A 24986-nucleotide genomic window follows, 5' to 3' on the forward strand; every position below is an offset into this window, starting at 1 on the left:
ATTAGCAATATTCAAAAGGAATGGGGAATTAGTTATTTCTCCCCAATTCTTTTACCTTACTTTAAGCTAAGCTGACTTTGCAAAGCTTGCCGCATTACATCTACGGGTATATTTTCCTGTTGTAACCAAATTTTGAGTGCTGCTACGCCTTGTTGAACTAACATTTCTAATCCATCTATTGCGATCGCACCTTGGTTTTGTGCTTGTTGTAAAAACTGTGTAGGATTAGGAGTATATATTAAATCATAGGCGATCGCTCCTAGTGTAAGATTCGCTATTTCCTCTACACTCAAAGGCGACTCTGCAACTTTAGGATACATGCCAATGGGGGTTGTGTTTACTAACAGATTTGCTTGCGGTATGAGTTTTGGCAGTTCCTCCCATGTATGAACTTGGAAACTGTCAGCTAGGGCTGAATTGTGCCAACTACGACGAAATTCTTGTAATTTCTTTTCATTGCGCCCAACGATGTGTATTTCCGCAAAACCTAGCTGGGTACAACCTGCAATTACAGCCCTCGCCGCACCCCCATTACCTAAAACTACTGCTACCTTCTGACTCCAATCTTGGTGATATGTTGTTTGCAAAGGGGCAATAAATCCCGTGATATCCGTGTTTGTGCCCACCCACCCATGATCTTTGCGGCTAACGGTATTCACTGCCCCCACGGCTTGAGCAATAGGCTCTATTTGTGACAACAAAGGTAATATTGCTTGTTTATGAGGAATTGTCACGTTAAAACCAACAATTCCCATAGCGGCAAAGCCTGCGATCGCTATCTCTAGATTTTCTGGTTTTATAGGAAAAGCTAGATAAACATAATTTAATCCTAAACTTGCGATCGCTGCATTGTGCATCACCGGTGACAGCGAATGTTCCACCGGATGCCCAATCACTCCTAGTAGTTTAGTTTTGCCTGTAATTGTATTTGTCATTAGTCATTAGTCATTGGTCATTTGTTATTGGGAATTAGGAATTGGGAATGGAAAATTGTTATTGATAATTCTCCGCGTCACCGCGTCACCGCGTCTCCCTCATCTCCCTCATCCCCCTCATCCCCCTCACTCCCCACTCCCCACTCCCTAATCGCTACAATTATTAAAAGCTACTTAACATTTCTTATCATCATGCAGGTAACTACAGCTCCAATTCCAGGTAAATATTGGCAGTGGCGAGGGCACAGTGTTTACTACGTGCAAGCGGGAGAGAAACAACCGCAACGTCCACCTTTACTTTTGGTACATGGGTTTGGTGCTTCTACAGATCATTGGCGCAAGAATATCATAGGATTGTGTCAAGATTTTGAGGTGTTTGCGATCGATCTTTTGGGATTTGGACGCTCAGCAAAGCCCAAATTGCAATACAGTGGTGATCTATGGCGTGATCAGCTTAATGATTTTATCAGTGAAGTGGTTGGCCAAAAAGCAGTTTTAGCAGGTAACTCCCTTGGTGGCTATGCTTGCCTATGTGTTGCAGCCCAGCGCCCCGATAGTGCGGCTGGTTTAGTTTTGTTAAATAGTGCTGGGCCATTTAGTGAAAGCCAGCAAACAGCTGAACCTGAAGCTTTACAATCACAAATTCAGCCTCCTAAACAACCTTCACCTCTAGAGAAACTACTTGGCGACTCTGTGAAGTGGATTTTTCAACAACCTTTAGCTCAATTTCTCTTATTTCAATATGTGCGACAACGTTGGGTGATTCGCCAAACTCTCGAAAAAGTTTATCTTGACAAAAGCGCCATTACAGAGCAATTAATAGAAGAAATTTCTCGCCCTGCTTATGATGCAGGTGCTTTAGATGTATTTGTTTCTGTTTTTAGTACTCCTCAAGGTGAAAAAGTTGATGTTTTATTGAAGCAATTAACTTGTCCTTTACTGTTGTTATGGGGAGAAGCCGATCCTTGGATAAATGCTCGTGAACGTTCTCAGAAATTTCGTCAATATTATCCCGAACTTATAGAGCATTTCTTAACAGCCGGTCATTGTCCTCATGACGAATTACCAAATCGGGTAAACCCTCTTTTACGTGATTGGGTTTTGTCTATTGCTTAATCAAAGGGAACAGGGAAATCTCTATAATTAAAAATAGGTAGCTAGTAATAGCTAAATATCTAATATGTAGGGGTGCGTCAGTTTCAGAAACCCTTAAGAACCCAAGAATTTATTCCTACTTACGAATTACGAATTATTTAATATATGATTTAATATCCTGTTCTGTTTGGTCGCTAATAATCTCATTACCCATACCAGGTTGGTCAAGATTTACTCTGATAAAATTTGTTTCGTCTTCTTCTGTAAATTTTTTGTTATTATCAGAGTCTTTGATAATTTTGATAAAAATTGCATTTTGTCCGGGAACGAGAACCCAGTTAATAATTTGGCTATTATTTGGGGTAATCTGCTGGAGATTCTTACCCGATAAATCAGAAAGATAGCCAAGGATAGCATCTTTGTTGTTGATTTTTTTATCTCCATTTGTGTCTTGGTCTATGATTCTATATAACCAAACTCTTGTAGGCGTTTTACCTGATACTTTGGTTTCCAATAAATCAAAAGAAGTAATAATAGCTTTTTTATTTAATAAAAGATGATTCTCCCCATCTTGTTTACGATAAAATATCATATTGTACAATAGTTTGTTTTTTTCATAAGAGCGTGAAGAAAGATTTAGATTATTCTCTTGATCTTGATATTGCTCGGTCAAATAAACTGGAATCATCAAGTGATCTGATTGCTCTTTGATAACTAATTCTCCATAAGTAATATTTGTTTGTGATTTTGATTCATTAGTTGCCTTTGCTTGCTCTGTTTTTTTGGTAGCTGTTGATGTACAAGCAAAAGAAAATGTAGCTGTCATAATGACTGTAATAAGTTTCTGTAAAAATCTATAGTTTTTCATCACATTTTTTCAATTGCACTGTAATAGCAAGTTTATAAAAACTCAAAAACCTGGTCGAGATTGACCAGGTTTTATCGAATTTACAGTTTTCAAATCGCTAAAGTCGTAAATTAATCGAGAGTCAACAACTAAGGTGGATATAACTAGCAAACTCAGCATTCTTGCGTTTTTCCGCTTTGGGATTTGGCTTGCCTCTTTAAATTAGACTTTTGCCACTTCGTACAGTCGATATGCCGATGTTTGCCTGGGTTAATGACAGGAGACATCGGATCATTTACCCTTTTGGTTGGTTGTGTGTTGTTTTGATGTCCTACTATTTAAGTTATCACCTAGTTGTTGAGTTGGGACTCCTTGTTTACTAAAGTTGATGTTTTGTTGGATTTTGCAATCTAGACAAAAATATTCTCCAAACCAAGAATATTTGATCCCCAGCGTTATTTTTCTGAATCTTGCAGTGATCCTTAACAAATGTGCTTGACTTAGTAGCTGTGTTGTCACCAATTCCACATAATCGGATTATCATCGAGATGGTCGGTAACGATACATCCAATTGCATCAATTTCTGCTAATTCAGCGGCAGAAAGTTTGACTTCAGCAGCTTGTGCGTTTGCTGTTGCTTGTTCAGGGTAACGCGCACCAGCGATCGCATTTGCTTGAGGTTGAGCAATTAACCACGCCAAAGCCAACTGAGCAAGGGTACAATGATGACGCTCTGCTATGGGACGCAGTTTTAAGAGCGCTTGTTGGGCACGTTCAAAGTTTTCGCCTTGAAACAGCTTATTTCTAGCACGATTATCTGTTGGGTCAAATTGATGGCCCTGAGCAAACTTGCCTGTCAATAAACCCTGTGCTAAAGGCGAATAGGCTAGGATAGAAATGTGATTTTCGATACAATAAGGAATTGCATCTTGTTCTGCTTGTCGCCAGAATAAAGAATATGGTGGTTGTAAACTATCAATACGTCCATATTTTGCGGCTTCAATTAATTGAGCGCGAGAAAAATTAGAAACACCGATCGCCCGAATTTTACCTTGCTCTTTGAGCCAGTTAAGAGCGCTCATAGTTTCTGCAATTGGGACTATTTCTGTATTAAAAGCGCCGGAGGGCCAATGAATTTGGTAAAGGTCGATGTAGTCTGTTTTGAGGTTTGTCAGGGAGCGATCGCAAGCTGCAATCACTTGCTCGTATTTGAGGTGGCTAGCGAAAACTTTCGTGGCATATTCGACGCGATCGCGCACATTTGATAAAGCTTCAGCTACAATGCGCTCAGAGTGTCCCTCACCATAAACTTCGGCCGTATCAATTGTTGTAATTCCAGCACTAAATGCTGCTTGGATAGTTTTAATTGAATCAGCGTCCTCAATTCCCACCCACATTCTTTTGCCTGCTTGCCAAGTTCCCATAAGAATGGGTGTAATTTGTACCTCAGAAGTACCTAGTGTTCGCTTCTCCATAATGTTTGCCTAATTGATTACCCCGGATAGTTTCTCACTTTAATCGGTCTTAGCTTGAAATTAAATCAGAGTTACAGTAGATGTTGATGGAATTGACTTCGACTTCGCACGCACTGAAAGAATGGGCTGTTGCTATCAATGCCTTGGAAAGTGGCAAGACAATCATGTTGCTGCGTAAAGGTGGTATCCATGAACGACATGGACGTTTCCAAGTTGCCCATGAGCAGATTTTGCTTTATCCTACCTACGAACATCAACAGCCTTTCCTACTCAAGGCTGAATATGCCAATAGTGTTTATCCGGTGGCTCCTGGTTGGCATCCAGAAACAATCCGCATTACCAGTTGGGCTATAATTACTGATATTTTGCCAATCAGCGACGAGTCAACTGTTAACGCCTTGCTACCCTTTCATATCTGGAACGAACATTTCATTAGCGATCGCCTCAAATGGAAAGTAAGTCAGCCTCTGTATATCCTCCTACTGCGGACTTATAAACTACCCCAAGCACAGGAAATTTCCTATCGTCCTGAATACGGCGGTTGTAAATCATGGATTGATTTAGCTCAAACCATTCAATTGCCAGGAGCAGAACCAGTTTTATCTGACTCTGCATATACTCAACTAGTAGAGACAATCCGCAAAATTGTTGTCGATAAATTATATGCTCCGTATTTCTAATACTCAGTTTTTTTGCATATAATTGCAGTCTCGACCTTTTTATCTTAGTGGAACTCTGGTTAAATTACTCATGCGTTTAATAGCGGCTCGTCGCCCCATCAAGCCGGCTGGCTTTCTCAGCTTGATTATCTATGTAGTAGTCTTGAGTGGATTGTTACTCTCATCTGGGCAAGTCTGGGCACAAGATTGGCGTCCTGTTCGCGGTGGGATCACTTTTGGTATCAGCGGTATGGCTTTGTTGGAGGGGCAAAGCAATTCTTGGGACTTTTTGATTGTGCATGATAACAAACAAAAAAACCAAGGCCGCCTGGCAATTATCACTATTAAAGGTAAAAATCAACCCGAATATCTCTCTTTAAATTGGCCAAGCAACACAGAATTACCTAGTGATTTAGAAGCTTTAACATCTGTGCCAGAGAAAACAAAATCTACTTTTATCGCTTTAGGTAGTTCTGGCAAAGCTTACCATATCAAGGTCGATCCTGCCAATAAAAATGTTTCACTCATCAAGGAATTTGACTTACCAAACATTCCGCCAAAAAGTAATTTTGAAGCATTTAGCTTGCAAAATATCGACGGTAAATTAGTTGCTATTTGGGCAGATCGCGGTGATGGAGAACAGCCAGCAATTATTTACTGGGGAATATTTGATTTAGCTAAATATCAAATTAATCTTGTAGGTTCTGCCAATCTCAGAGTTCCATTTCCATCTGGCAATGTTCGTGATATCTCTGATATTAAGGTAGACCAAGCAGGGATTGTTTACATTACCTCAGCCACTGATGGTGGAGATGATGGCCCATTCCAATCAGCTATGTATGTTGCTGGTTATTTGGAATATCGTGGTAACAAAATAGCATGGCGACAGAATCCGCAACTTGTTCCCCTCTACCGTTTTAACTATCACAAAATTGAAGGTATGGAACTAGTACCAGGTGCAAATGGTGGTGTTTTTGTTGGTACAGATGATGAGAACTTAGGTTCTTATGTATACATTTTATAGGAACATCTAAAAGTTGCAAATAGTTCTCAATTATTTTTAAAGAAAAGGGTGAGCAAATCAAGAAAAATCACTTAAAAGAGGTTTTTTCACACTTAATAAACCAAAATAGCTATTTAGCATCTATCCAAAGACATAAAACCAATTGATATTATGTATCAATTGGTTGAATATTATTGATAATGATTATCTATGCATCTTAATGTTGTTAAAAGCCAGCTTTTTCTACTATAGTGTTGACTAATAGCAGGAATTATCAAATAATCCACGATGAGATTATTATTTCTTGCATAGCTGTTGAGTAGAAACTCAAAGTCTAGTTTAAAATTTTCGTTGGCTTATCCTATAAAACTCGTCAAATGATCAAGGGAGTGACGAAACGATAGATAACCAGAGAATTTCTAGTTTCTACTTCCTTAAATTTCACGATCAACTAATGGATGTTAAGCACAATGGCACCAGAATCTGATTTTTTAGCTAATCTATCTGATTTTCTTTATCCCCAGAGTAGTTATTATGGTCAGTTTAAACCAGAGTATTTAGTTTTTAACGCTAATCTCCAAGAGTTTTCGCAACGGGTAAGCCACATCAGTAATTTGCAAACAAACGGCAAGCTTTCTCCACAAGAGGCTTACACCCATATTAAAATGCTCTGGAAAGATTTAAAACGCAGCAAAAAAGAATTGGGAATTGATTAAACCCTATTTAGAGCAGTCCAAGCATAGTTGAAAACATTAACAGAACATAAAACCCAAACACTAAGGGACTTTCAAACCTGTTCTTTGTTCCCTGTTATGTAGGCTAGGTTTTTTGGGAAAATTAAATATTGCGATCGCACAGTATAAGCTGGTGCGATCGCAATATTCTATTAACAACTATACATTAAATCGGAATAACATTACATCCCCTTCTTGCACAACATATTCTTTACCTTCACTGCGAACTAATCCTTTTTCTTTTGCACCACTCATCGAACCGTTTGCCACCAAATCATTAAATGCAACGGTTTCGGCACGAATAAATCCCCGCTCAAAGTCAGTATGAATTACGCCAGCAGCTTGAGGTGCAGACATGCCTGCATTAATTGTCCAAGCACGAGTTTCTTTAGGGCCACTAGTAAAATATGTCCGCAGACCTAAAAGAGTGTAAGTAGCGCGAATCAGAGATTTCAAGCCACCTTCCTGTACACCTAAAGAAGCCAGAAAATCGGCTTTATCTTCTTCTGGTAATTCTACTAATTCCGCTTCAACTTGAGCCGAAACTATCACGACTTGGGCATTTTCTTGAGATGCAATCTGCCGTACTTTTTCCACAAAATTATTACCTGTTGCCAAGTCATCCTCAGATACATTGGCAGCATAAATAATCGGTTTATTAGTGAGTAGTCCCAGTCCTTGAATAATCTCTGCTTCTTCTTCAGTCAAGCTCACTTGACGTACCGATTTACCTTCATTTAAAGTAGCAGCTAGTTTTTCTAAAATTGTCACTTCAAATTGTGCGTCTTTACTAGTGCGAGCTTGTTTACGAGTACGGTCAATTCGTCGCTCAATTTGGGCTAAATCTGCTAAACCCAATTCTAAATTAATGATTTCAATATCTCGCGCCGGATCAACAGAACCAGCAACGTGAATAATATCATCATTCTCAAAACAACGCACTACATGGACAATCGCATCAACTTCCCGGATGTGGGACAGGAATTGATTACCTAGTCCCTCACCCTGACTTGCACCTTTAACCAACCCAGCAATATCGACAAATTCAACACGCGCCGGGACAATTTGTGCCGAACCGGAAATTTGAGACAGAACATTTAACCGCTCATCCGGTACTGCGACAACGCCGACATTCGGTTCAATCGTGCAAAAAGGGAAGTTAGCCGCTTCGGCCTTGGCGTTAGCAACTAAGGCATTAAATAAAGTAGATTTTCCGACGTTGGGAAGTCCGACAATTCCGGCTCTTAGCATTTTGGAGTTTAGATTTGAGATTTTGGATTAGAGTACAAAGATCATTTAAACAGGTTTAGGAATCGTTTGCGGAATTGGCCCTGGAACTGTCTGAGGAATGGGAGCAGGTACGGGTTCTGGTACAGGCTCAGGTAAAGGTTGGGGAATTGTTGGCCCCGGTAGAGGTTCAGGTTTTGGCAGAGGATTTGGTTCGGGATTAGGAATCGATGGTTCAGGTAAAGGGCCAGGAGTATGATAAATCATGATTCAGTCTAATTAAATTATTCGACTTTCCCAACCTAGATGACAATATCAGATGCTGACATCCACCCAAATACCTATACTTACTTTGACAAGGGGTGTAAGGATGTGGGGGACATTTGAATTGTAATTATCTAGTTTGGCATAACAGAGACTGAAGAACCAAAAATATTAAAATAGAACAGGCGAGACGCCCACCCCACAAGAGATTTGATTAATCTTGTCGGATGGGCGTTTTGTTTGCTTTTTTATAAAAATAGCATTTTATATTTAATTTAAGTCAGCCTACTTAAAGGTTTTAGAAAACCTAGACTGTTTGTTTTTCTTGTTTTAAACATCACCACAATATTTGGTAGCAATTAATTTATTATTTTTGTAAATTAATACTCTACCATAACCTGAATTTTTGATAGCAGCATACAAATAATTTTTATTTCTAAATCTGTAAACTACCTCTCCATCTTGATTACGTCTAGCTGTACCACCACGAATTATCAAATCTGGTCGTCGCAATGTGGTGGGAATATTATATGCTGAATAACTTAATACTCCATTATTGAGGCGAGAAACTTCAATATACACATCTTCAGCACTACAGCTAAATACTGATGTTGTCGCAAGCGCAGAGGCCGGTATTCCTAGTGTGGCTGTGAATATCGAAGCAGCTCCGCAAACTGTAGCGAAAATACCGGAAATAGATTTTGTGCTTTTGCTGTAGAAGATTTTCATGATAGGTTCCTTTAAGTTTGTATATATTTGCTCTACAAGCTTAAATTACCCTTTTTCAGATTTTGTTCAACATTTGAGCTAATAAATTTTGACTCGCTATTTTGTTTTTCAAATCAGACTTAACCATTCACATTAAGCGTTAGAATTTCGAGATCAAAGCTATAAAGATTTAATAAAATCTTGTAAACTTTGCGTAATTAATTACGAATTACGAATTACGAATTATTTAATTCTGCCTGAGTACTCAACAAAATGCTCAATCAAAACCAAACACCTTTATTAGATGCCATCAAAACCTGGATGACACGTTCCCATGCTGCTTTTTACACTCCAGGACATAAGCAGGGAGAGGGAATCTCTGAACTATTGACTGATTTATTGGGTAAAGCCGTGTTTCGTGCTGATTTAACAGAATTAACAGGGTTAGATAATTTGTTTGCGCCTGGTGGTGCCATTCAAGAAGCACAACAGCTAGCGGCTGAGGCGTTTGGTGCTTCACAAACATGGTTTCTTGTCAATGGTTCCACTTGTGGAGTTGAGGCGGCAATTTTAGCTACCTGTGGTGTTGGGGATAAAATTATCTTGCCACGGAATGTACATTCTTCTGCGATCGCTGGTTTAATTCTCTCTGGTGCTACACCAATTTTTGTCAATCCTGAATATGACCTACTGTTAGATATTGCTCACAGTATCACACCCTGTAATGTACAATCTGCACTCCAACAGCATCCCGATGCTAAAGCAGTGTTGGTAGTTTACCCCACATATTACGGTATTTGTGGTGATTTGCAGGCGATCGCTCACATTACTCACCAATACAATATTCCGCTACTGGTAGACGAAGCCCACGGCGTACACTTTGCTTTTCATCCTGAGTTACCCACCCCAGCCTTAACCGCAGGTGCTGATTTAACTGTACAATCTACCCATAAGGTACTTGGTGCGATGACGCAGGCATCAATGTTGCACACTCAAGGTGATAGGGTAAATAGCGATCGCATCAGTAAAGCTTTACAACTTGTCCAATCTACTAGTCCTAGCTATTTACTATTAGCTTCGTTGGATGCAGCACGTCAACAAATGGCCACCCAAGGAAAAATTTTGATGTCCCGCACTTTGCAACTTGCAAAGGAAGCTAGAACCGAAATCAGCCAAATCGCTGGGTTATCGGTTTTGCATATCTCACCAGCAAAACAAACACCTGGCTTTATGTCTTTTGATCAGACACGGCTAACTGTCACCGTGTCCGATTTGGGTATCACTGGATTTGAAGCAGAGGAAATTTTAAATGAAAAATTGGGCGTTACTGCTGAGTTTGCATCACAGCAACATCTGACTTTTATTATTAGTTTGGGCAATACTGTTGCTGATATTGAGCAGTTGGTGCAGGGTTTCGTTACGCTTGCCAAAGAATATCGTCGTACCAATTTAATGGTTAAAAACCCTGTTGAACACAATTTTATCAGTATACCAACTTATACTTTACATTTATCTCCCAGAGAAGCTTTTTTTGCTACCAGCGAAACCTTGCCTCTAGAACAAACAAGCGATCGCATCTGTGCAGAAATCGTCTGTCCCTATCCTCCTGGAATTCCCGTTTTAATGCCTGGAGAAATCATTACCAAATCTGTGATTAATTATCTACAAAAAATTCTGGCAATGGGAGGATTTATCAGTGGTTGTGTTGATATTAGCTGCAAAACATTAAAAGTTTTAAAATCACGCTAAATCATTATTTATAACTGAATTTAGCAACATCAGATTTTACATCATTATTGCAATTATGATATCTTATAATAATTGACAAAATTAGCATAAGTGTATTTTTGAGAAAATCAGGCATAAAATCAATGAAAATAAAACTTTTGATTTCAGCAATAGTACTTTCATTTGCAACAAGTATTAATGGTGTCGTATTTGCTCAAACTCCAACGAATACAACTGCACCAGCTAGCAATACTGAAGATCCTGAAAAAATCAATAATATTAAGAAGTTATTAGAAATAACTGGTTCGAGAAATCTTTTTCAAAAGATAACTTCTCAATTGATAGGTACGATGAAGACAGAATACCCCGATGTCCCTCAAAAATTTTGGGACAGTTTTATTGCTGAACTAAAACCAGATGACATGATCAATGAGATTATTCCTATTTATAGTAAATATTATACCAATGAGGAAATAAAACAAATTATTCAGTTTTACCAAACGCCTGTAGGGAAAAAAACAATTACTATTCTTCCTCAACTGTCGAGTGAATCCGCAGCAATTGGCGTGAGATATGGAAAAGAAGCCGCTCAAAGAGCAATACAGAAATTGGAGGCAGAAGGCTATATTCGTCGCCAATAAAAACTGGTGCTATGTTGCTTTAAACTGTTGATTAGTAATGGGTAATTAGTTATCTGCTATTACCCATTTCTTATTTGGATCAACTCAGACAAATCGACATTCTGTTTCAAACTCTGGTTCGTAACCATCCACCAAGGGAATTGGTATCAGCTACAAAATTTGTTTTTTGTGATCAGCAAGTTTGGTGGCAATAATTAGCAGTTGCTCATTCAGTTACTATTTTTAGGCACAATTCGTTATACAATACAATTTTAAGAAATGTGAAATTTAATTGCATCTGTGTAAAAATCAGCTTCATATCAGTTGATTTATGAGCCAGCCTGAATATACTACTAGCCAAACAACTTCTTTCACAAACCACGATCGCAAACCTATTCACATCCCTGGCTCTATTCAACCTCATGGTGTACTACTGGCGCTGAGTATCGATTTAGTGATACTACAAGTTAGTGATAACACTCTAGAGTACTTGGGCAAAGAGCCAGAAGATTTATTAGGTAAACCCCTAAGCTACTTGCTTGATGCTCCACAAGTCGCAGAGGTAGAGCAGTGCTTGGTAAAAAAAATTGGGAGTATTCATAATACTAGAGTATTAATTATTACTGAGAATCAGCAACGGTACTTTCATAGCATCATTCATCGCACAGAAGACACTGTCATCGTTGAACTACAACCCGCAGGCTTGCAGGAGGCGAGTTTTTTTAGCTGCCACGGTTTGATGAGTGAAGCGATCGCCAAAATGCAACAGACAGCAAACTTGACAGAATTTTTACATTTAGTAGCTGAAGAAGTCCGAGAAATTACAGATTTTGACCGGGTGATGGTCTATCAATTTGATCACCAAAAAGCAGGCTCAGTGGTTGCCGAAGTGAAACGAGAAGATTTGTCATCTTATCTGGGACTTCACTATCCGGCGACAGATATTCCAGCACAGGCAAGGGAATTATATACGCGTTGCTTATTTCGATTTATCCCAGATTTAAATGCTCAACCTGCCAAGCTAATTCCAATTGAAAATCCCACAACACATCAACCCCTCGACTTAAGTTTATCTGTACTGAGGAGTTTTGATGACTGTTGTGTTGAATATCATCGCAATATGGGAGTGACAGCTCTTTTAGTAATTTCGCTAATTCAAGAGCAAAAGTTGTGGGGATTAATTGCCTGTCATCATCAAACACCAAAGTACATTGCTTACGAAGTACAGAAAATATGTGAGTTTCTAGGGCGAATTATTTCGCTGGAATTAGCGCATAAAGTTAGTCAATCAGAATTAGACTATGAAGTAAAACTCAAATCGCTACAGTCTGAGTTTATCAAGTCAATTTCCCAAGCAGACAATTTTATAGATGCCCTCATTAAACCTGAAATTAGCTTGCTGGATCTTGTCAGCGCTTCTGGAGCAGCGGTTTGTCTGGATAATGAAATTAACCTTGTATGGACAACACCAAATATCGATGAGGTGCGTGCCCTAATTGAATGGACAGATATTCAAATTAGTGAGAATTTATTTTGCACCGATTCTTTAGCGAAACTTTATTCAGAAGCGATTAAATTCAAAGATACAGCCAGTGGCTTGTTGCTATTAAGAATTTCTCAAATCCGGCGTTATTATATCCTTTGGTTTCGCCCCGAAGTTATACAAACAGTCCAGTGGGCAGGCGAGCCTCAAGAATCAATAAAAATTGAGGCAGATGGCAGCGTTACCCTGTGTCCGCGAAAATCCTTTGAAAGCTGGCAAGAAACGGTACAATTCACTTCTCTACCTTGGAAAGCTTGTGAACTTGATAGCGTTACGGCTTTAAGGAATGCGATCGTGGGTATTGTACTTTCTAAGGCAGACGAATTAGCCAAAATCAATTTGGAATTAGAGCGTAGCAACCGAGAATTAGCCGCCTTTGCTTACGCTGCTTCCCACGATCTCAAGGAACCTTTACGGGGTATTTATAATTTCTCAACAGTGCTGTTAGAAGACTACACCAAAGTTTTAGATGATGATGCGATCGAGTGCTTACAGACAGTAGTATCTTTATCTGTGCGAATGGAAACCTTAATCAATGCCTTGCTGCGGCTCTCGCAACTAGGACAAGCACAACTACGCCTACAAGCCACTGATATTAACGAATTACTTCATCAAGTAATTGATGTTTTTCGTGCTAGTCGCCAAGACTCTCAGCTTGTTGATATTCGTATTCCCCGACTCCTACCCACAATTCAGTGCGATCCTATTCTCGTTAACGAAGTCTTTAGTAATTTAATTGGCAATGCATTTAAATACAACGACAAGTCAGAACAATGGATTGAGATTGGCTACCTAGATAAAACAGAGGACGTTCCAGAGGACGCGGGGACACGGAGACGCAAAGACACGGAGAAAGATAAAGATATCTCCGCGTCCCCCTACCCTTCTCTTCGAGACGCTTCGCTAACGGGAACGCTTTCAGCGAATGGGTTCGGAAGTAACGCTGCTACGGCGCTACCGCTAACGCTAACGGACTCGACGGAAACCGCAGCCACTGCGGTGAATGAGTTCCCTGGCATCAAGCAAGTAGCATCAAAGACTCCGACTTCCTCACCGCGTCATCTCCTCACCGCGCCCTCTTCTCAGTCTGCAATCACTTTTTACGTGCGTGATAACGGTATTGGTATTCCAGAACATCATATGGAAACCATTTTTAAACTCTTTAAGCGGCTCCACTCCCAAGAAAAGTACGGCGGTGGAGCTGGTGCGGGGCTAGCTATTGTGAAGAAGATTGTTGAATTGCACAATGGTCAAATCTGGGTAGAGTCTAGTGTAGGTGTTGGTTCAACATTCTATTTCACGCTGGATTTATATTAATTCGTAATTCGTAATTCGTAATTACGTTTAATGTGAATTAAGTTAGGAAAAATTGGTCTTGCTGATGTCATAAATCTTTGCCCTCACCCTAAATCCCTCTCCCAAATTGGGAGAGGGACTTTGAAATTGCTCCTCTTCTCCCACGCTTGGGAGAAGAGGTTGGGAGATGAGGGCTATTGTTGCATTCATCAACGGTATTCCTAATTCACATCAGACGTTAATTCGTAATTCGTAATGACGCTCGAGGACTCGCTACCGCTGCGCTAACGTAATTCGTAATCTCAGCCTCTAATCCCTAGCCCCTAGTTTCAAGCTAGTATTGCTCAGTGTTGAATGAAGTAGACTCTTCTTCACCTGACATAGGCAAATCGTCAGGATTGACAGGTGTTTCTAGTTCATTTGGTGGTTGTTGTTCGGAAGTTTCTGCTTGGGAAGGTTGCTCTTGTATCTGGACAATTTGCTGCATTAACTGCTCGATTTTCTCAACTTGCTCGGTATTACCTTGCTCACGGTATTGATTACGGGCACGTTTTAAGGCACTACTAGCTTTTTTGATGTCGCCTTGATTATATAAAGTTACTCCTAAGTTGTAGTAGGCAGTAGCATTCTTGGGGTTTTGTCGAACAGCTTGCTGATAGACAGAAACAGCCTCTGCGGGTTGTCCGTTCATTGCTATTAAGCTTCCCAGGTTATTCTGGGCTGTAGCATTCTGAGGATCTAGCTTTAAGACTTGACGATAGGCAGCGATCGCAGGCTCTACTTGACCTTGCTGTTGCAGAGCGATCGCTAGGTTAAAATAGGCGTTAGCATTGCTACTATCCAAATTAATTGCTTGTTGGTATGCGGCGATCGCTTCCTCTAATTGTCCTTGTTCATACAGCACTAGACCCAAATTATACTGTGCTGCGGCCATGGAAGGATCGATTACCAAAGCTTGGCGGTAAGTGGTAATTGCCGCTTCTTTTTGTCCTTGTCGATGAAACGCTAATCCTAAGTTGTAATAAGCCTCACTATAGTTAGGATTAATTTTTACCGCGTCTGCATATTCTTGCATAGCTACATCTGGGCGATGTTGCAGCATAAAAATATTACCTAAATAATTCCGTGCCACTTCTAGGTTGGGATCTCGCCGTAACGCTTGACGAAAAGCATATTCTGCACCTTGTAAGTCTTGACGGTTGTAGCGTGTAACTCCTTGCTGAAAAAAGCTAGCTGCTACCAAATCTTGACTCATCGCGGTTTCTGCTAACAGCTTGCTATTTAAAAAATTAGTAAATGTTGGTGCAGCTAAAATCAAAAACACTGAAGAACAAAAAACTGCCGCGTAGTAGTAACCGCGAAAACACAGTTTTAGCTGATACTTTTGAGACATGAATGGTATACCTATACTTATTCTTTTTGAAATCCTTATAAGTCAGAGTACCCATCGTGAAGGCAAAAATTCCAAACCCCTGTGAGATGGGTGGGGACAGATGATAGGTGTTGTAAAATACCTATACCTGTGAGGCAGGGGGCAGGGGGAGAAATAAGAAACACCTATTCCCCATTCCCTACAGCTTCTGGCAAGATTAGCATGGCGTCACCGAAAGAATAAAAGCGATATTGAGAAGCGATCGCCACTTGATATATATTTAACAACCTTTGTCTACCAATCAAAGCACTTACCAGCATCAGCAAACTCGAACGCGGTAAATGAAAATTAGTAATCAGACCATCTACTATTTGCCATTGATAACCAGGATAGATAAACAAGCCCGTTTTGTCACAAAATGGTTGTAAATTACCAGACTGTGCTGCCCCTTCTAAAGCTCGCACTACCGTTGTACCCACGGCAATAATTCGTCCACCTGCTGCTTTTGTGGCATGGATTTGTTCTACCGTTGCCGCAGGAACTTCTATCCATTCTTCATGCATTTGGTGAGTAGTAACATCTTCCACTTCCACAGGGCGAAAAGTTCCTACACCAACATGCAGCGTAATCGAAGCTTGATTAATCCCGCGATCGCGTAACTTTTCTAGTAATTCTGGAGTAAAGTGTAACCCAGCCGTGGGGGCTGCGATCGCTCCTGGCTGTTGAGCATACACGGTTTGATACTGTTCCGCAACTGCTTGGGATGCATTGATATAAGGCGGTAAAGGCACTTCACCAAATACATCTAAAAGCTGCACTAAAGACATTCCCTGTGGCACATCAAACTGTAAAACACGCCCCCCGGTTGCTGCATCTGTTGCCAGAACTGTAGCCGTGAGTTGGGGACACTTCGACAGGCTCAGTGCATCGCTGGGAACTGGGTAAGAATCTTTCCAATCCTTAACACCCGCCTCCCTAGCAGCAAACATAACCTTTGTTCCCAATTTGAAGCGTTTTCCTGGCTTAACTAGGGCTAACCAACAATTATGCTGTCGTTCTTCTAATAGCAATACCTCTATTTCAGCACCTGTGGATTTATGCCCATACAGTCGTGCTGGAATAACTTTAGTATTATTCATGACTAGCAAATCATCAGGGCGCAGTAATTCGGGTAAATCATGGAAAATATGGTGCAGAGGTGCTGTTTCATTGCCTGTAGTACGAGAATTAATCACCAGTAACCGCGAACTATCTCTGGGAACTACTGGGTTTTGGGCAATGAGTTCTGGAGGTAGTTCATAGTCATACCTAGCTAATGAACAATCTAATTCAACATCTTTTGCTGGTGGAATAAAAGTTTCGTTAGAACTTGCCAGTGTTTTGAAGTTTTGATGTTCTTTCTGCATAGTAATTTAGTTTAATCGCTAGTTTTTTAGTGTTTTTACCTATTGCCTATTCCTTGCACACACAACAGTTTAAGTATTAAAACGGACACAATATTACTTATTAATAGTCACTACACTCTTAAGCGTTCAATATTAATATCAAAACTGAATCCTCAAGTATCGATTGCATAATTAACGATATATTTATCGACATTAGATAAAATTTGGTGTAGCTTGAAAATGAGAAAAGATAATTAAGTCTTAAAAAGATTTAATTTTTCCTTTTTGAGGTACTTTTAAAATTGGTTTTTAATGGTGTACAAAATGGATGCTTCAAGTCTCCGTTTTCCTACTTATGGGTGCTATTACTTATTTGACATTAGCTGATGAATTGGCTTTATTGTCTGACAATGCAGCTAATTCCTGATGGCATTTTTCACCTGTTTGGCTTTGAATTGGTGATTGACAGGGATTGAGATTCACCTGGAGGCCAGAACTCTTCATCGTTAATATCTTCTTTGGGAGAACTCAACTTATGTCTTTGATTAGAACAGGTATGAGCGCAAGTTTCAGTTTGCTAAGTAAGTTAGCTCAACTCCAACTTCCTACTAACGAATCAACAAAGAATAAAATACACGATTATAGTCAATTTATTTGGGGAAGCGACTATGTATTTGAGCCGCTAAACGAAGGCACCGAAGGGTACATGACTGGAATAGGCAAAGGTGTAAAACCCGGTCATCAAATTATTTTGCGACGTGGCAGTGAATTATACAAATATCAAGTTGAAGCAATCGATTACTATTGCGATCCTCCGGATATGTGGATAGGTTTACTGAGGAAAGTACTTGGTTGAGTAAGTCGGGAGTGGGAAATTGGTTAATAGTCAAGAGTTTATCATTTCTCTTTTTTTAGAAATAGCTTAGTTAAAAGCATCTATGTTATGCTTCGCCACCAACTACTACATCTCGAATTCGCAGGCTAGGGCCGCCGCAGCCTACAGGTAGGCCGTTTTGTCCGCCTTTACCGCAACCACCAGATTCATCCCAGTAAAAATCATTGCCGATCGCTTCAATATCTGCCAGAGTTTGAAAAACATTACCTGAAAGTGTCACATCCCGTACAGGTTCAGCAATTTTACCATTTCTAATCATCCACGCTTCCCCAGCGCTAAAGGTAAACATTTCGCCATTAGTCATCCCCCCTAACCAATTACGGGCATACACTCCTTCTTTAATACCAGTAAATAAGTTTGCAACTGGCGTTTTACCCCGTTCAATCCAGGTGTTGGTCATCCGTACAATGGGTGTGAAGTGATAATTCAGACACCGAGCATTGCCTGTTGGTGTTTCCTCCAACTTGCCTGCGGTTTCACGAGAATGCAAGCGCCCGACCAAAACACCATCTTTAATTAGTTGGGTAGTGGTGGCGGGTGTACCTTCATCGTCATAAAAATAGCTACCCCGATGTCCCTCTGGGGCAGCACCATCAAAAATTTGCAGTTCTTTTGGGCCAAATCGCCTACCGATGGTCATAACTTCCAGTAAATCTGGGTTTTCATAAGCCATATCGGCCTCAGAAAGATGTCCAAAGGCTTCGTGAACAAACAAACCAGTGAGGATGGGATCGATGACTACAGTGTAGGTATTGCCTTTAACTGATGGCAGAGATAAGGCAGCAACAGCTCTTTGAGCTGCACTCTTGACTTGTGCATCTAAATTGGTTAAATCTTCATAGGCTTTGCGAGAACCAGTGGTTTCTCGCCCTGTTTGGACGGTTTCGCCGTTTCTAGCAGTGGCGGCAAAGCGCATCTCCATATCTATCCAAGATTGTTCGATGAGAGTACCTTCTGAGCTAGCGAGAATGACTCTTTGAGCGCTATCTCCGTAGCGTACTGAGGTAATGGTGATGCGAGGATCAACGCTTTTGAGCAAATCAGTATAGCGATCGCATAGTTCTTTTTTACTACTTAACGGGATTTTTCGAGGGTCACTTCCTACCAGAGGAAGACTGCATACTGCTTGCACAGAGTCAATAGGGGCAAGTATAGTTTCTTCATCTCCTACCATTCTGGCAGCTGCGATCGCTTCTTCGATACGTTCAGTAATTGTTCCTAGATGGTTAAAGCTGCTCAATCCCCATCCACCTTTATAGCAAGCGCGAATATGTCCACCAATAGAAATACCTTCACTCAGGGTTTCTACCTTGTCGCCACGCAACAAGATATCAGTCCCTTCTGCTTCTTCGAGGCGAATCATCAGGTAGTCTACGCGAGATGAGTAGCGGGCGATCAGATCAGAAAGTAAATTTTGTGCATCAGCGAGCGTAGTCGGCATATCAGATCACAATCATGACGAACTGCCTTTATTTTGCAATTATTTTGGCAACAAGTGTTAATTGGGAATGGGGAATGAGTCCCTAATCAAAAACATGTTTCTCTGCTACTTTCCAATAGCGCGAGAATCTTTTTAAGTCTATGTAGCCGTCGTACTCGAAAAATGGTTCAACTTCTAGCACTTCCAATGTCAGAGAATGCTCTATTTGATTGCAAATATCATCAAACCTGGGGCTGGGACTTGCGGTTGTCACTACTAAATTGGCATCATGCTCTTGAGCAAAGGCTAAAACTTCTTTTGCTACATCACCACGGCAAATGGTAACGGGTAACTCTAGCAAGCATTCGTAGATAAATGTAAGGCGTTTAAGACTCAGTTGCCATTCCTCTATGAGCGCATCATCCCAAACCCAAATAGCTGGGGCATTAGCATATTTTTGTAGCGAAGGGTTGTATGGACTGAGACAGTCACCATTTACCCAAACTATTGGTTTGCTCATGATAAGCTGTTAAGCATTTAATTACGAATTACGCGCTTCGCAGCGGTAGCGAGTCCTCGATAGCGTTAGCGTAAAGCCTGCGGCATAGCTTCGCTTAGAGCGACACAGGAGCGTCGCGTCATTACGAATTACGAATTATTTAATTTACGCGTTGGGGGAGCAGGGAGCGGTTTGTAACAGCTCATTTGGGTGGTGAAGTTGACAAATTCAATACGCTCCACTCTTTTTCAATACCACACCAATGGTTTTGATAATTAGCCTCAAATCATAAGCGATAGACCACTTACGCTGATAATCCATATCCATGCTGACGATGGTTTCAAAGTCTTTGATGCTAGAGCGGCCATTAGCTTGCCATTCTCCAGTCATGCCTGGTTTGACTCGTAATCTTTGCCAATGGTGGGGTTCGTAATGCATGACTTCATCGGGAGTGGGGGGACGAGTGCCGACTAGGCTCATGTCTCCCAATAGCACATTCCAAAATTGAGGTAATTCATCTAAGCTAGTACGCCGCAAGAATTTACCCACAGGAGTAATTCGAGGATCGTCAACAGATTTAAAAATATGACCCTTGGCTTGGTTTTTGACTAGATGCTTGAGTTTATCAGCACCAATGATCATGGAACGGAATTTCCAAATCCGAAAAGGTTTTCCGTTCAAACCACAGCGAATCTGAGAATAAAATATTGGGCCTGGATCATGAAAAAATGTAGCGATCGCTACAGGAATTGCTATCACAGATGTAATTATTAACCCAACAATAGCTCCAAGAATATCTATTAATCTTTTTGTAGTACTTACAGTTGAGGGATGTAAAGGCTGCTGTGTCGGATTAGCTGAGTGAAGATGATTCACTGCAACTAATTCTTCTACAACAGGAATTTTTTTACCAGCAGTAAAAGTAGACATGAGCGTGATTTTTATTCTATTTTTACTTTTTTCGCCGTTTTTACTGATTTTCTAATCAGTAGTAATATTAAGCAAAAATACAATCTGCGGAAAATAGAAAATCCAAAGTTTACATAATCTTTCAATTCAGTAGCGTATTATAAATTTCCAGTATTTTTTCTTAAAAAAATTCAAATAAATGCTATTTAAACATTTTTTTATGTAATTAAACAGTAATTTTACTGACGAAACTGTGTGTCTATAGGAAAGGAAACTCTTAACAGGGAACAAAGACCCCAAGTGGAGCGACTGCGGAGTAACAGGGAACACAAAAGAAGGATTTTTTCCAAAAATCAAATATGAGCCCTATGTAAGCGCATTAGTTTACTAACGATGAACTTCTGAAGCGAAATTCACTGTGTATGGTTCCTCTAATGATTGCTGGCTACTGGCTTTGATGGCATCGAGATATCGACGTAGAGACAGCACCTGTTGAGAATTAGGACGATAGGTAAGTCCTCCTTGTTTTTCAAAAAGTGGTGCGGTGGCGATCGCCTGATAATCTAAGTTATCTTGAGAACTCTGAGTCAGCCAGGTAGACTCTAGTTCTGAAGGGATCAAACCCGCAGGTAGTTCTCCTTCTAAAAAAGCCAGCAGGCGCTGTTGACAAATACGGGTGTTAATGCCGCGACCCTCAAATAACTGGATTATTTCGCTAAAAGATAAAGGTCGGTCTGGCAATAACCGCAGCAGCTCTGTAAACAGGAAGTAATCTGTGTACTGTTGTTTGGGTATTTCCAAAATTTGGGGATGCAGGGGTAGCATCGCCAAACCATAAGCTACTCTACTACAGCTAGGAGCGCCGTTTTCACCTAGATATAAATCTTGAATAATCTTGGCGTTCGGCAGCTTTTGCCGTAACCAACGGTTGACTGTGGTGATAGTTGCTACACCTCCAGTTAGGATAGCTTGGCTAATGGCTTCTGTAGGGATGCCACGAGCTACCAATAATTTGTTGAGTTCTCGGTTGAGGCGTCGCACAAACGGAATAAACACTTGGCTTTCTAGGTCTCGACGCTGCAACACCCAGCGCTGATCTGCCAATTCTAGAGTAAAGGATTCTTGGTGCTGTAAAATCAGCTTTAATGCCAGTGCTGCGTCTAATACCGCCTGTCCGAGTAGGGAACTTTCGAGACGCTGCTGGAGGCGGATACGAGCGGTAATATCTGGTTCGCCAACTCTGGGTAATTCTAAGCTTTCTAGTCCTAAACTTTGCCAATGCATCTGATCTAAACCAGGGATGGCTGGTTGCCAATTCCAGGAATTACTAGTAGTATTTTTACTATTTATTTCTGCTTCTGTACGTAATTGCCGAGATTTTGGCGGTAACAGCATTTGACAGATAATATCCTGTTCGATTCCTTTGCCAGCATAGGCAAAACTGTGGAGCATGAAATTGTTGTGTGTCAATTGTGACAAGCTTTCAGATAAATCGACCAAAGCCATTTCTGTTGCTGTTGCTCCAATATTAATCACGAGGGTGCTGTCAGTCAGAGGAGATTCGCTAGTTCTGGCTGTACGTAAACCTTGACGATCGCTTAATTGAATTTTTTCACCTTTAGCGCCATCAAGTTCGCTCAGCAAGCTGGCGATCGCTTCTTCGACAAAAAAGATTTGCTCGGGATGCGGCACTAATTTGCTAGTGAGTATAGCTTCGCGGACATTGAAACGATATTGTTCTGACCAACTAGATGGACAAGTACAGATTACACCAGCAATGTTGTGAATAATTTTGAGAAAAGCTTGGGTGTCTATGCCAACAGCACCAGCAATTAAAGCAGGTGTGGTACTGGTGCGGTCAGATTTGAGGGTTGACAGTAACTTAGAGAGCGATCGCAAAACCCAAATTAACGGCCCCGCAGAAAATTCATTTAATTGCAACACAGGTTCCCATTTTTGGCGATCGCTTTTGTAGGGAATGGCTATCTGTAAATATGGCTTCAACTGTGCCGAGTAAAGATTGTTCGTTGAATCTGCTCTCCGTGCCGCTGGAGTTGCGGAGTGATCCTTTTCTGGTGCCACAGCTGCCGGTGCTGTATTTTCTTGTGCTTCGATACTTTCATGCTCTCCTTGAGGCACAGAAGCCACTGGTAAATAAACCTCCGCTGGCAGACGAAACGATTGTTGTAAGGAGGTTCCAGAACGGTTCTCGGTTGACCAGTAGATAGGATAGACAATACAAGTAGAGCGATTTAAGAGTGCGGCAGAAATTCCAGTTGTACCTAAATCAATTCCCAAATACCAAACCGATTCTAAAACATCGTCGAAATTCTGGGGAGATTGAGAAATTGGGTATGAGGTGCTTTCTTGAGTAGGTGTTGTGGCTTGATTTTTTTTTTCAATCTGTTTTTGTGAACTGTCAAAATTCCCAATTGGTTGCAACTCTGGATTTAGTTGCCGATCAAAGCTAGCCAAATCTTGATTTAATTGCTGTAACTGCTCATCATTTAAGGAAATATCCAACGCGGCTGGAGTTTCGGTTGCCTCAAAACTCAGCAGATTTTCTTGGGGTGAAGCAGGAATATAGTTATCTAAAGAATTTTCTGGCTCATCATTGATGGAAATTGCTGCCTGTGAGGTAACTGGGGTTGTAGTGACTGTATTTTCTGGCTCAGCTAACAGGTCAGTGAGGATGTTAATTGTATCATTACTAGCTGGCTGTACGTCCGGTTTTGTTGGCGAAACTTCTGCTGACAAAGAAGAGTCTAACTCAGGCTCCTCAGCAAACAAGGATTGTTCCGGTGATTCTGATAAGGAACTGGGGTTTTGTGATTGAGCTTCTTTGTCGTTAACCCAAGGATCTGGCAATTTTTGTGGTTGATTGGTTAAAGATGCAGGTGCGCTCTCAACAATATTTGATGTTGCAGGGGGAGTGATATTAGCAGCCTGCATTGTCTTGGGACTGGGCTCAATCACATCGTTAGTGCCAAACAAGCTAGCGTAAAGTTGGTCTACCTCATCACCAACTTTCTCAGAATTATCTTGTTGAAATGTTGTTGGTGTTACAGAAGTTGACGGCACTTTTTGGCCAAGCTCTAGCAGTACTGAATCTAATTCTGCTGTGAGATCAACATCCGGCTGCTCAGTATTTAAAGGAAGTGAGGATAAACTTGCTGGCTGTGATGGTACTGGTGATGTTGGTAAAGATGGTTGAATAGGAGATTGTTGTTGTAAAGACTGGGTAAAAGTGCTGAGAAAGCTCGACAGTAATTGTTCGCCTTGCATTCCCTTGCTGTGCATTCTCGCCAGCGCTTGCGATAAAGATTCGTTATAGGTATTAATATTACGTTGTAGTGCTTCAAAGACAACATTCACAGTCCCATCTAGTGACAGTAGGCGTTGATCTAACTCCTTAGATAGATGTTCTACAGAATCGGTTGAATTTAGCAATGGTTGAGTTGATTCTGATTTGGTGGCGCTCTGTAATATGTGTGGAGCTAAAGTTGGCACCAGCCGACTCATGAGTACTTGTAAAAACTCAGAAATCATCTGCTCTTGGCTTGCCATCTGTTGTGCTAGAGAGTAATTTTGCGATCGCCTCTGCTCTAGCTGTCTAATTTCTTGCACCAGCGTTGCTCGCTCTTGCAGCAATCCTTCTAATTCTGCTTGTAAAGGCTGTAGTAATCCCAGCTCACGCTGCTGATTATTGCTTTGCTCAATATATTTTACCAGCAAAGGCGATTGTGGTTGCTCAGAAGACTGGTTTTGGCTGTCGCTGTCCAATGTTTCGCTTTCTTGTAGTCTCAGCAGAAAGTCGCGAATTCTTTGTAAGACCTCTTTAGGCTCTGGCGCTTGACTAGAAAATAACCTAGACAAGCCCTTGCCACCACCAGCACATAAGTTGTCAATATCTGCAATCAGTTTTTGAATTTCATCTGTGTGGGAAGTCACTTTGAGTTACCTTAACTAGAACAGTACGTCAACCAGTCTAAAGAATTACTTTACAATTGCCGAAGTTTTGAGAACTTCTGACTGCCATTATGCGATCAATTGCTCCAAGATGTGGCAATTATCAATCAGCCTCTGTTTTAGAAGATTAGCTTAACAGCTAATTGTCATTTTGGGACAAATGTAAAGCAGGGGACAGGGAACAAGTTTGAAAGTCTGTTGATATAAGTGTTCTCTTGTCTCGTAAAATACTTGAGCAAAAATTTACTACCTTGAGTATGATTAATGTTGTTTGACTATGTTCTGAAATAATCAAGTTTGCATTACAGTTATTAGTACAATGCAAAAGCCCACACTTGTTTGTTTTTGAGCATCTTGAGCTTCTGTTAGGTAGTGAAGTTTATTTCCGCTGTGACTGATTAGT

The 24986-nt window shown here is 40.7% G+C and carries 21 protein-coding genes; 8 read left to right on the forward strand and 13 right to left on the reverse strand.

Annotated features, from left to right (window positions below; genetic code table 11):
• Positions 1-56 precede the first annotated feature (56 nt).
• Positions 57-935, reverse strand: a complete 879-nt coding sequence (locus AC5JMF_RS32375; protein ID WP_495799804.1) for a shikimate dehydrogenase — start codon at positions 933-935, stop codon at positions 57-59.
• 192 nt (positions 936-1127) lie between these two features.
• Between AC5JMF_RS32375 and AC5JMF_RS32380 the strand changes: the two genes are divergently transcribed.
• On the forward strand, positions 1128-2051 hold the full coding sequence (locus tag AC5JMF_RS32380; RefSeq protein ID WP_495799805.1) for an alpha/beta fold hydrolase: 924 nt from the start codon (positions 1128-1130) through the stop codon (positions 2049-2051).
• A 133-nt stretch (positions 2052-2184) separates the two neighbouring features.
• On the opposite strand, the gene AC5JMF_RS32385 is transcribed toward AC5JMF_RS32380, so the two are convergent.
• Positions 2185-2898: a hypothetical protein gene (locus tag AC5JMF_RS32385; protein WP_495799806.1), complete on the reverse strand. Its 714-nt coding sequence runs from the start codon at positions 2896-2898 to the stop codon at positions 2185-2187.
• A 494-nt stretch (positions 2899-3392) separates the two neighbouring features.
• Complete coding sequence (locus AC5JMF_RS32390; RefSeq protein WP_495799807.1) at positions 3393-4352, reverse strand: aldo/keto reductase; 960 nt, start codon at positions 4350-4352, stop codon at positions 3393-3395.
• Positions 4353-4432: 80 nt separating this feature from the next.
• Between AC5JMF_RS32390 and AC5JMF_RS32395 the strand changes: the two genes are divergently transcribed.
• The 3 genes from AC5JMF_RS32395 to AC5JMF_RS32405 all read left to right on the forward strand — a co-directional run bounded on the left by AC5JMF_RS32395 (position 4433) and on the right by AC5JMF_RS32405 (position 6730).
• Positions 4433-5032, forward strand: coding sequence for a DUF1802 family protein (locus AC5JMF_RS32395; protein ID WP_495799808.1), 600 nt, complete (start codon positions 4433-4435; stop codon positions 5030-5032).
• Between the two features lie 70 nt (positions 5033-5102).
• Positions 5103-6035: a hypothetical protein gene (locus tag AC5JMF_RS32400; RefSeq protein WP_495799809.1), complete on the forward strand. Its 933-nt coding sequence runs from the start codon at positions 5103-5105 to the stop codon at positions 6033-6035.
• Positions 6036-6484: 449 nt separating this feature from the next.
• On the forward strand, positions 6485-6730 hold the full coding sequence (locus AC5JMF_RS32405; RefSeq protein ID WP_495799810.1) for a DUF7219 family protein: 246 nt from the start codon (positions 6485-6487) through the stop codon (positions 6728-6730).
• A gap of 177 nt (positions 6731-6907) precedes the next feature.
• Here AC5JMF_RS32405 and ychF read toward each other — a convergent pair whose 3' ends face one another.
• The 3 genes from ychF to AC5JMF_RS32420 form a co-directional block, all read right to left on the reverse strand.
• Entirely contained in the window at positions 6908-7999 is a 1092-nt protein-coding gene (ychF, locus tag AC5JMF_RS32410) for a redox-regulated ATPase YchF (protein ID WP_495799811.1), read from the reverse strand.
• A gap of 45 nt (positions 8000-8044) precedes the next feature.
• Positions 8045-8242 carry a hypothetical protein gene (locus AC5JMF_RS32415; RefSeq protein WP_495799812.1) on the reverse strand — a complete coding sequence of 66 codons (198 nt, stop codon included), beginning with the start codon at positions 8240-8242 and terminating at the stop codon, positions 8045-8047.
• Positions 8243-8569: 327 nt separating this feature from the next.
• A complete protein-coding gene (locus tag AC5JMF_RS32420) occupies positions 8570-8968 on the reverse strand; it encodes a hypothetical protein (protein WP_495799813.1) in 399 nt (132 codons plus the stop codon).
• Positions 8969-9220: 252 nt separating this feature from the next.
• On the opposite strand from AC5JMF_RS32420, the gene AC5JMF_RS32425 reads away from it, so the two are divergent.
• The 3 genes from AC5JMF_RS32425 to AC5JMF_RS32435 all read left to right on the forward strand — a co-directional run bounded on the left by AC5JMF_RS32425 (position 9221) and on the right by AC5JMF_RS32435 (position 14155).
• Positions 9221-10696, forward strand: coding sequence for an aminotransferase class I/II-fold pyridoxal phosphate-dependent enzyme (locus tag AC5JMF_RS32425; RefSeq protein ID WP_495799814.1), 1476 nt, complete (start codon positions 9221-9223; stop codon positions 10694-10696).
• Positions 10697-10818: 122 nt separating this feature from the next.
• Positions 10819-11316, forward strand: a complete 498-nt coding sequence (locus AC5JMF_RS32430) for a DUF2059 domain-containing protein (RefSeq protein ID WP_495799815.1) — start codon at positions 10819-10821, stop codon at positions 11314-11316.
• A 310-nt stretch (positions 11317-11626) separates the two neighbouring features.
• Positions 11627-14155, forward strand: coding sequence for an ATP-binding protein (locus tag AC5JMF_RS32435; RefSeq protein ID WP_495799816.1), 2529 nt, complete (start codon positions 11627-11629; stop codon positions 14153-14155).
• A gap of 313 nt (positions 14156-14468) precedes the next feature.
• Here AC5JMF_RS32435 and AC5JMF_RS32440 read toward each other — a convergent pair whose 3' ends face one another.
• The 3 genes from AC5JMF_RS32440 to AC5JMF_RS32450 all read right to left on the reverse strand — a co-directional run bounded on the left by AC5JMF_RS32440 (position 14469) and on the right by AC5JMF_RS32450 (position 17395).
• Positions 14469-15527, reverse strand: coding sequence for a tetratricopeptide repeat protein (locus AC5JMF_RS32440; protein WP_495799817.1), 1059 nt, complete (start codon positions 15525-15527; stop codon positions 14469-14471).
• A 164-nt stretch (positions 15528-15691) separates the two neighbouring features.
• On the reverse strand, positions 15692-16912 hold the full coding sequence (gene queA / locus AC5JMF_RS32445) for a tRNA preQ1(34) S-adenosylmethionine ribosyltransferase-isomerase QueA (RefSeq protein WP_495799818.1): 1221 nt from the start codon (positions 16910-16912) through the stop codon (positions 15692-15694).
• A gap of 348 nt (positions 16913-17260) precedes the next feature.
• The gene (locus AC5JMF_RS32450) at positions 17261-17395 is read right to left on the reverse strand and encodes a hypothetical protein (RefSeq protein ID WP_495799819.1); all 135 of its coding nucleotides are present in this window, start codon (positions 17393-17395) and stop codon (positions 17261-17263) included.
• Positions 17396-17426: 31 nt separating this feature from the next.
• On the opposite strand from AC5JMF_RS32450, the gene AC5JMF_RS32455 reads away from it, so the two are divergent.
• Positions 17427-17747, forward strand: coding sequence for a hypothetical protein (locus AC5JMF_RS32455; protein WP_495799820.1), 321 nt, complete (start codon positions 17427-17429; stop codon positions 17745-17747).
• Positions 17748-17832: 85 nt separating this feature from the next.
• Here the strand turns inward: AC5JMF_RS32455 and AC5JMF_RS32460 are convergent, their stop codons facing one another.
• From AC5JMF_RS32460 to AC5JMF_RS32475, 4 genes are all read right to left on the reverse strand, one after another.
• A complete protein-coding gene (locus tag AC5JMF_RS32460; RefSeq protein ID WP_495799821.1) occupies positions 17833-19227 on the reverse strand; it encodes a TldD/PmbA family protein in 1395 nt (464 codons plus the stop codon).
• An 82-nt stretch (positions 19228-19309) separates the two neighbouring features.
• Entirely contained in the window at positions 19310-19726 is a 417-nt protein-coding gene (locus AC5JMF_RS32465) for a hypothetical protein (protein ID WP_495799822.1), read from the reverse strand.
• A 207-nt stretch (positions 19727-19933) separates the two neighbouring features.
• Entirely contained in the window at positions 19934-20635 is a 702-nt protein-coding gene (locus AC5JMF_RS32470; RefSeq protein ID WP_495799823.1) for a sugar transferase, read from the reverse strand.
• Positions 20636-21001: 366 nt separating this feature from the next.
• Positions 21002-24565, reverse strand: a complete 3564-nt coding sequence (locus AC5JMF_RS32475; RefSeq protein WP_495799824.1) for a hypothetical protein — start codon at positions 24563-24565, stop codon at positions 21002-21004.
• Between the last annotated feature and the right edge of the window lie 421 nt (positions 24566-24986).

The organism is Desmonostoc vinosum (assembly GCF_059505385.1).

Bases quoted from the DNA above. Each gene is read 5' to 3' on its own strand.
- AC5JMF_RS32375 (WP_495799804.1), bottom strand. From the start codon at position 935: ATGACAAATACAATTACAGGCAAAACTAAACTACTAGGAGTGATTGGG.
- AC5JMF_RS32380 (WP_495799805.1), top strand. From the start codon at position 1,128: ATGCAGGTAACTACAGCTCCAATTCCAGGTAAATATTGGCAGTGGCGA.
- AC5JMF_RS32385 (WP_495799806.1), bottom strand. From the start codon at position 2,898: ATGAAAAACTATAGATTTTTACAGAAACTTATTACAGTCATTATGACA.
- AC5JMF_RS32390 (WP_495799807.1), bottom strand. From the start codon at position 4,352: ATGGAGAAGCGAACACTAGGTACTTCTGAGGTACAAATTACACCCATT.
- AC5JMF_RS32395 (WP_495799808.1), top strand. From the start codon at position 4,433: ATGTTGATGGAATTGACTTCGACTTCGCACGCACTGAAAGAATGGGCT.
- AC5JMF_RS32400 (WP_495799809.1), top strand. From the start codon at position 5,103: ATGCGTTTAATAGCGGCTCGTCGCCCCATCAAGCCGGCTGGCTTTCTC.
- AC5JMF_RS32405 (WP_495799810.1), top strand. From the start codon at position 6,485: ATGGCACCAGAATCTGATTTTTTAGCTAATCTATCTGATTTTCTTTAT.
- ychF (WP_495799811.1), bottom strand. From the start codon at position 7,999: ATGCTAAGAGCCGGAATTGTCGGACTTCCCAACGTCGGAAAATCTACT.
- AC5JMF_RS32415 (WP_495799812.1), bottom strand. From the start codon at position 8,242: ATGATTTATCATACTCCTGGCCCTTTACCTGAACCATCGATTCCTAAT.
- AC5JMF_RS32420 (WP_495799813.1), bottom strand. From the start codon at position 8,968: ATGAAAATCTTCTACAGCAAAAGCACAAAATCTATTTCCGGTATTTTC.
- AC5JMF_RS32425 (WP_495799814.1), top strand. From the start codon at position 9,221: ATGCTCAATCAAAACCAAACACCTTTATTAGATGCCATCAAAACCTGG.
- AC5JMF_RS32430 (WP_495799815.1), top strand. From the start codon at position 10,819: ATGAAAATAAAACTTTTGATTTCAGCAATAGTACTTTCATTTGCAACA.
- AC5JMF_RS32435 (WP_495799816.1), top strand. From the start codon at position 11,627: ATGAGCCAGCCTGAATATACTACTAGCCAAACAACTTCTTTCACAAAC.
- AC5JMF_RS32440 (WP_495799817.1), bottom strand. From the start codon at position 15,527: ATGTCTCAAAAGTATCAGCTAAAACTGTGTTTTCGCGGTTACTACTAC.
- queA (WP_495799818.1), bottom strand. From the start codon at position 16,912: ATGCAGAAAGAACATCAAAACTTCAAAACACTGGCAAGTTCTAACGAA.
- AC5JMF_RS32450 (WP_495799819.1), bottom strand. From the start codon at position 17,395: ATGAAGAGTTCTGGCCTCCAGGTGAATCTCAATCCCTGTCAATCACCA.
- AC5JMF_RS32455 (WP_495799820.1), top strand. From the start codon at position 17,427: ATGTCTTTGATTAGAACAGGTATGAGCGCAAGTTTCAGTTTGCTAAGT.
- AC5JMF_RS32460 (WP_495799821.1), bottom strand. From the start codon at position 19,227: ATGCCGACTACGCTCGCTGATGCACAAAATTTACTTTCTGATCTGATC.
- AC5JMF_RS32465 (WP_495799822.1), bottom strand. From the start codon at position 19,726: ATGAGCAAACCAATAGTTTGGGTAAATGGTGACTGTCTCAGTCCATAC.
- AC5JMF_RS32470 (WP_495799823.1), bottom strand. From the start codon at position 20,635: ATGTCTACTTTTACTGCTGGTAAAAAAATTCCTGTTGTAGAAGAATTA.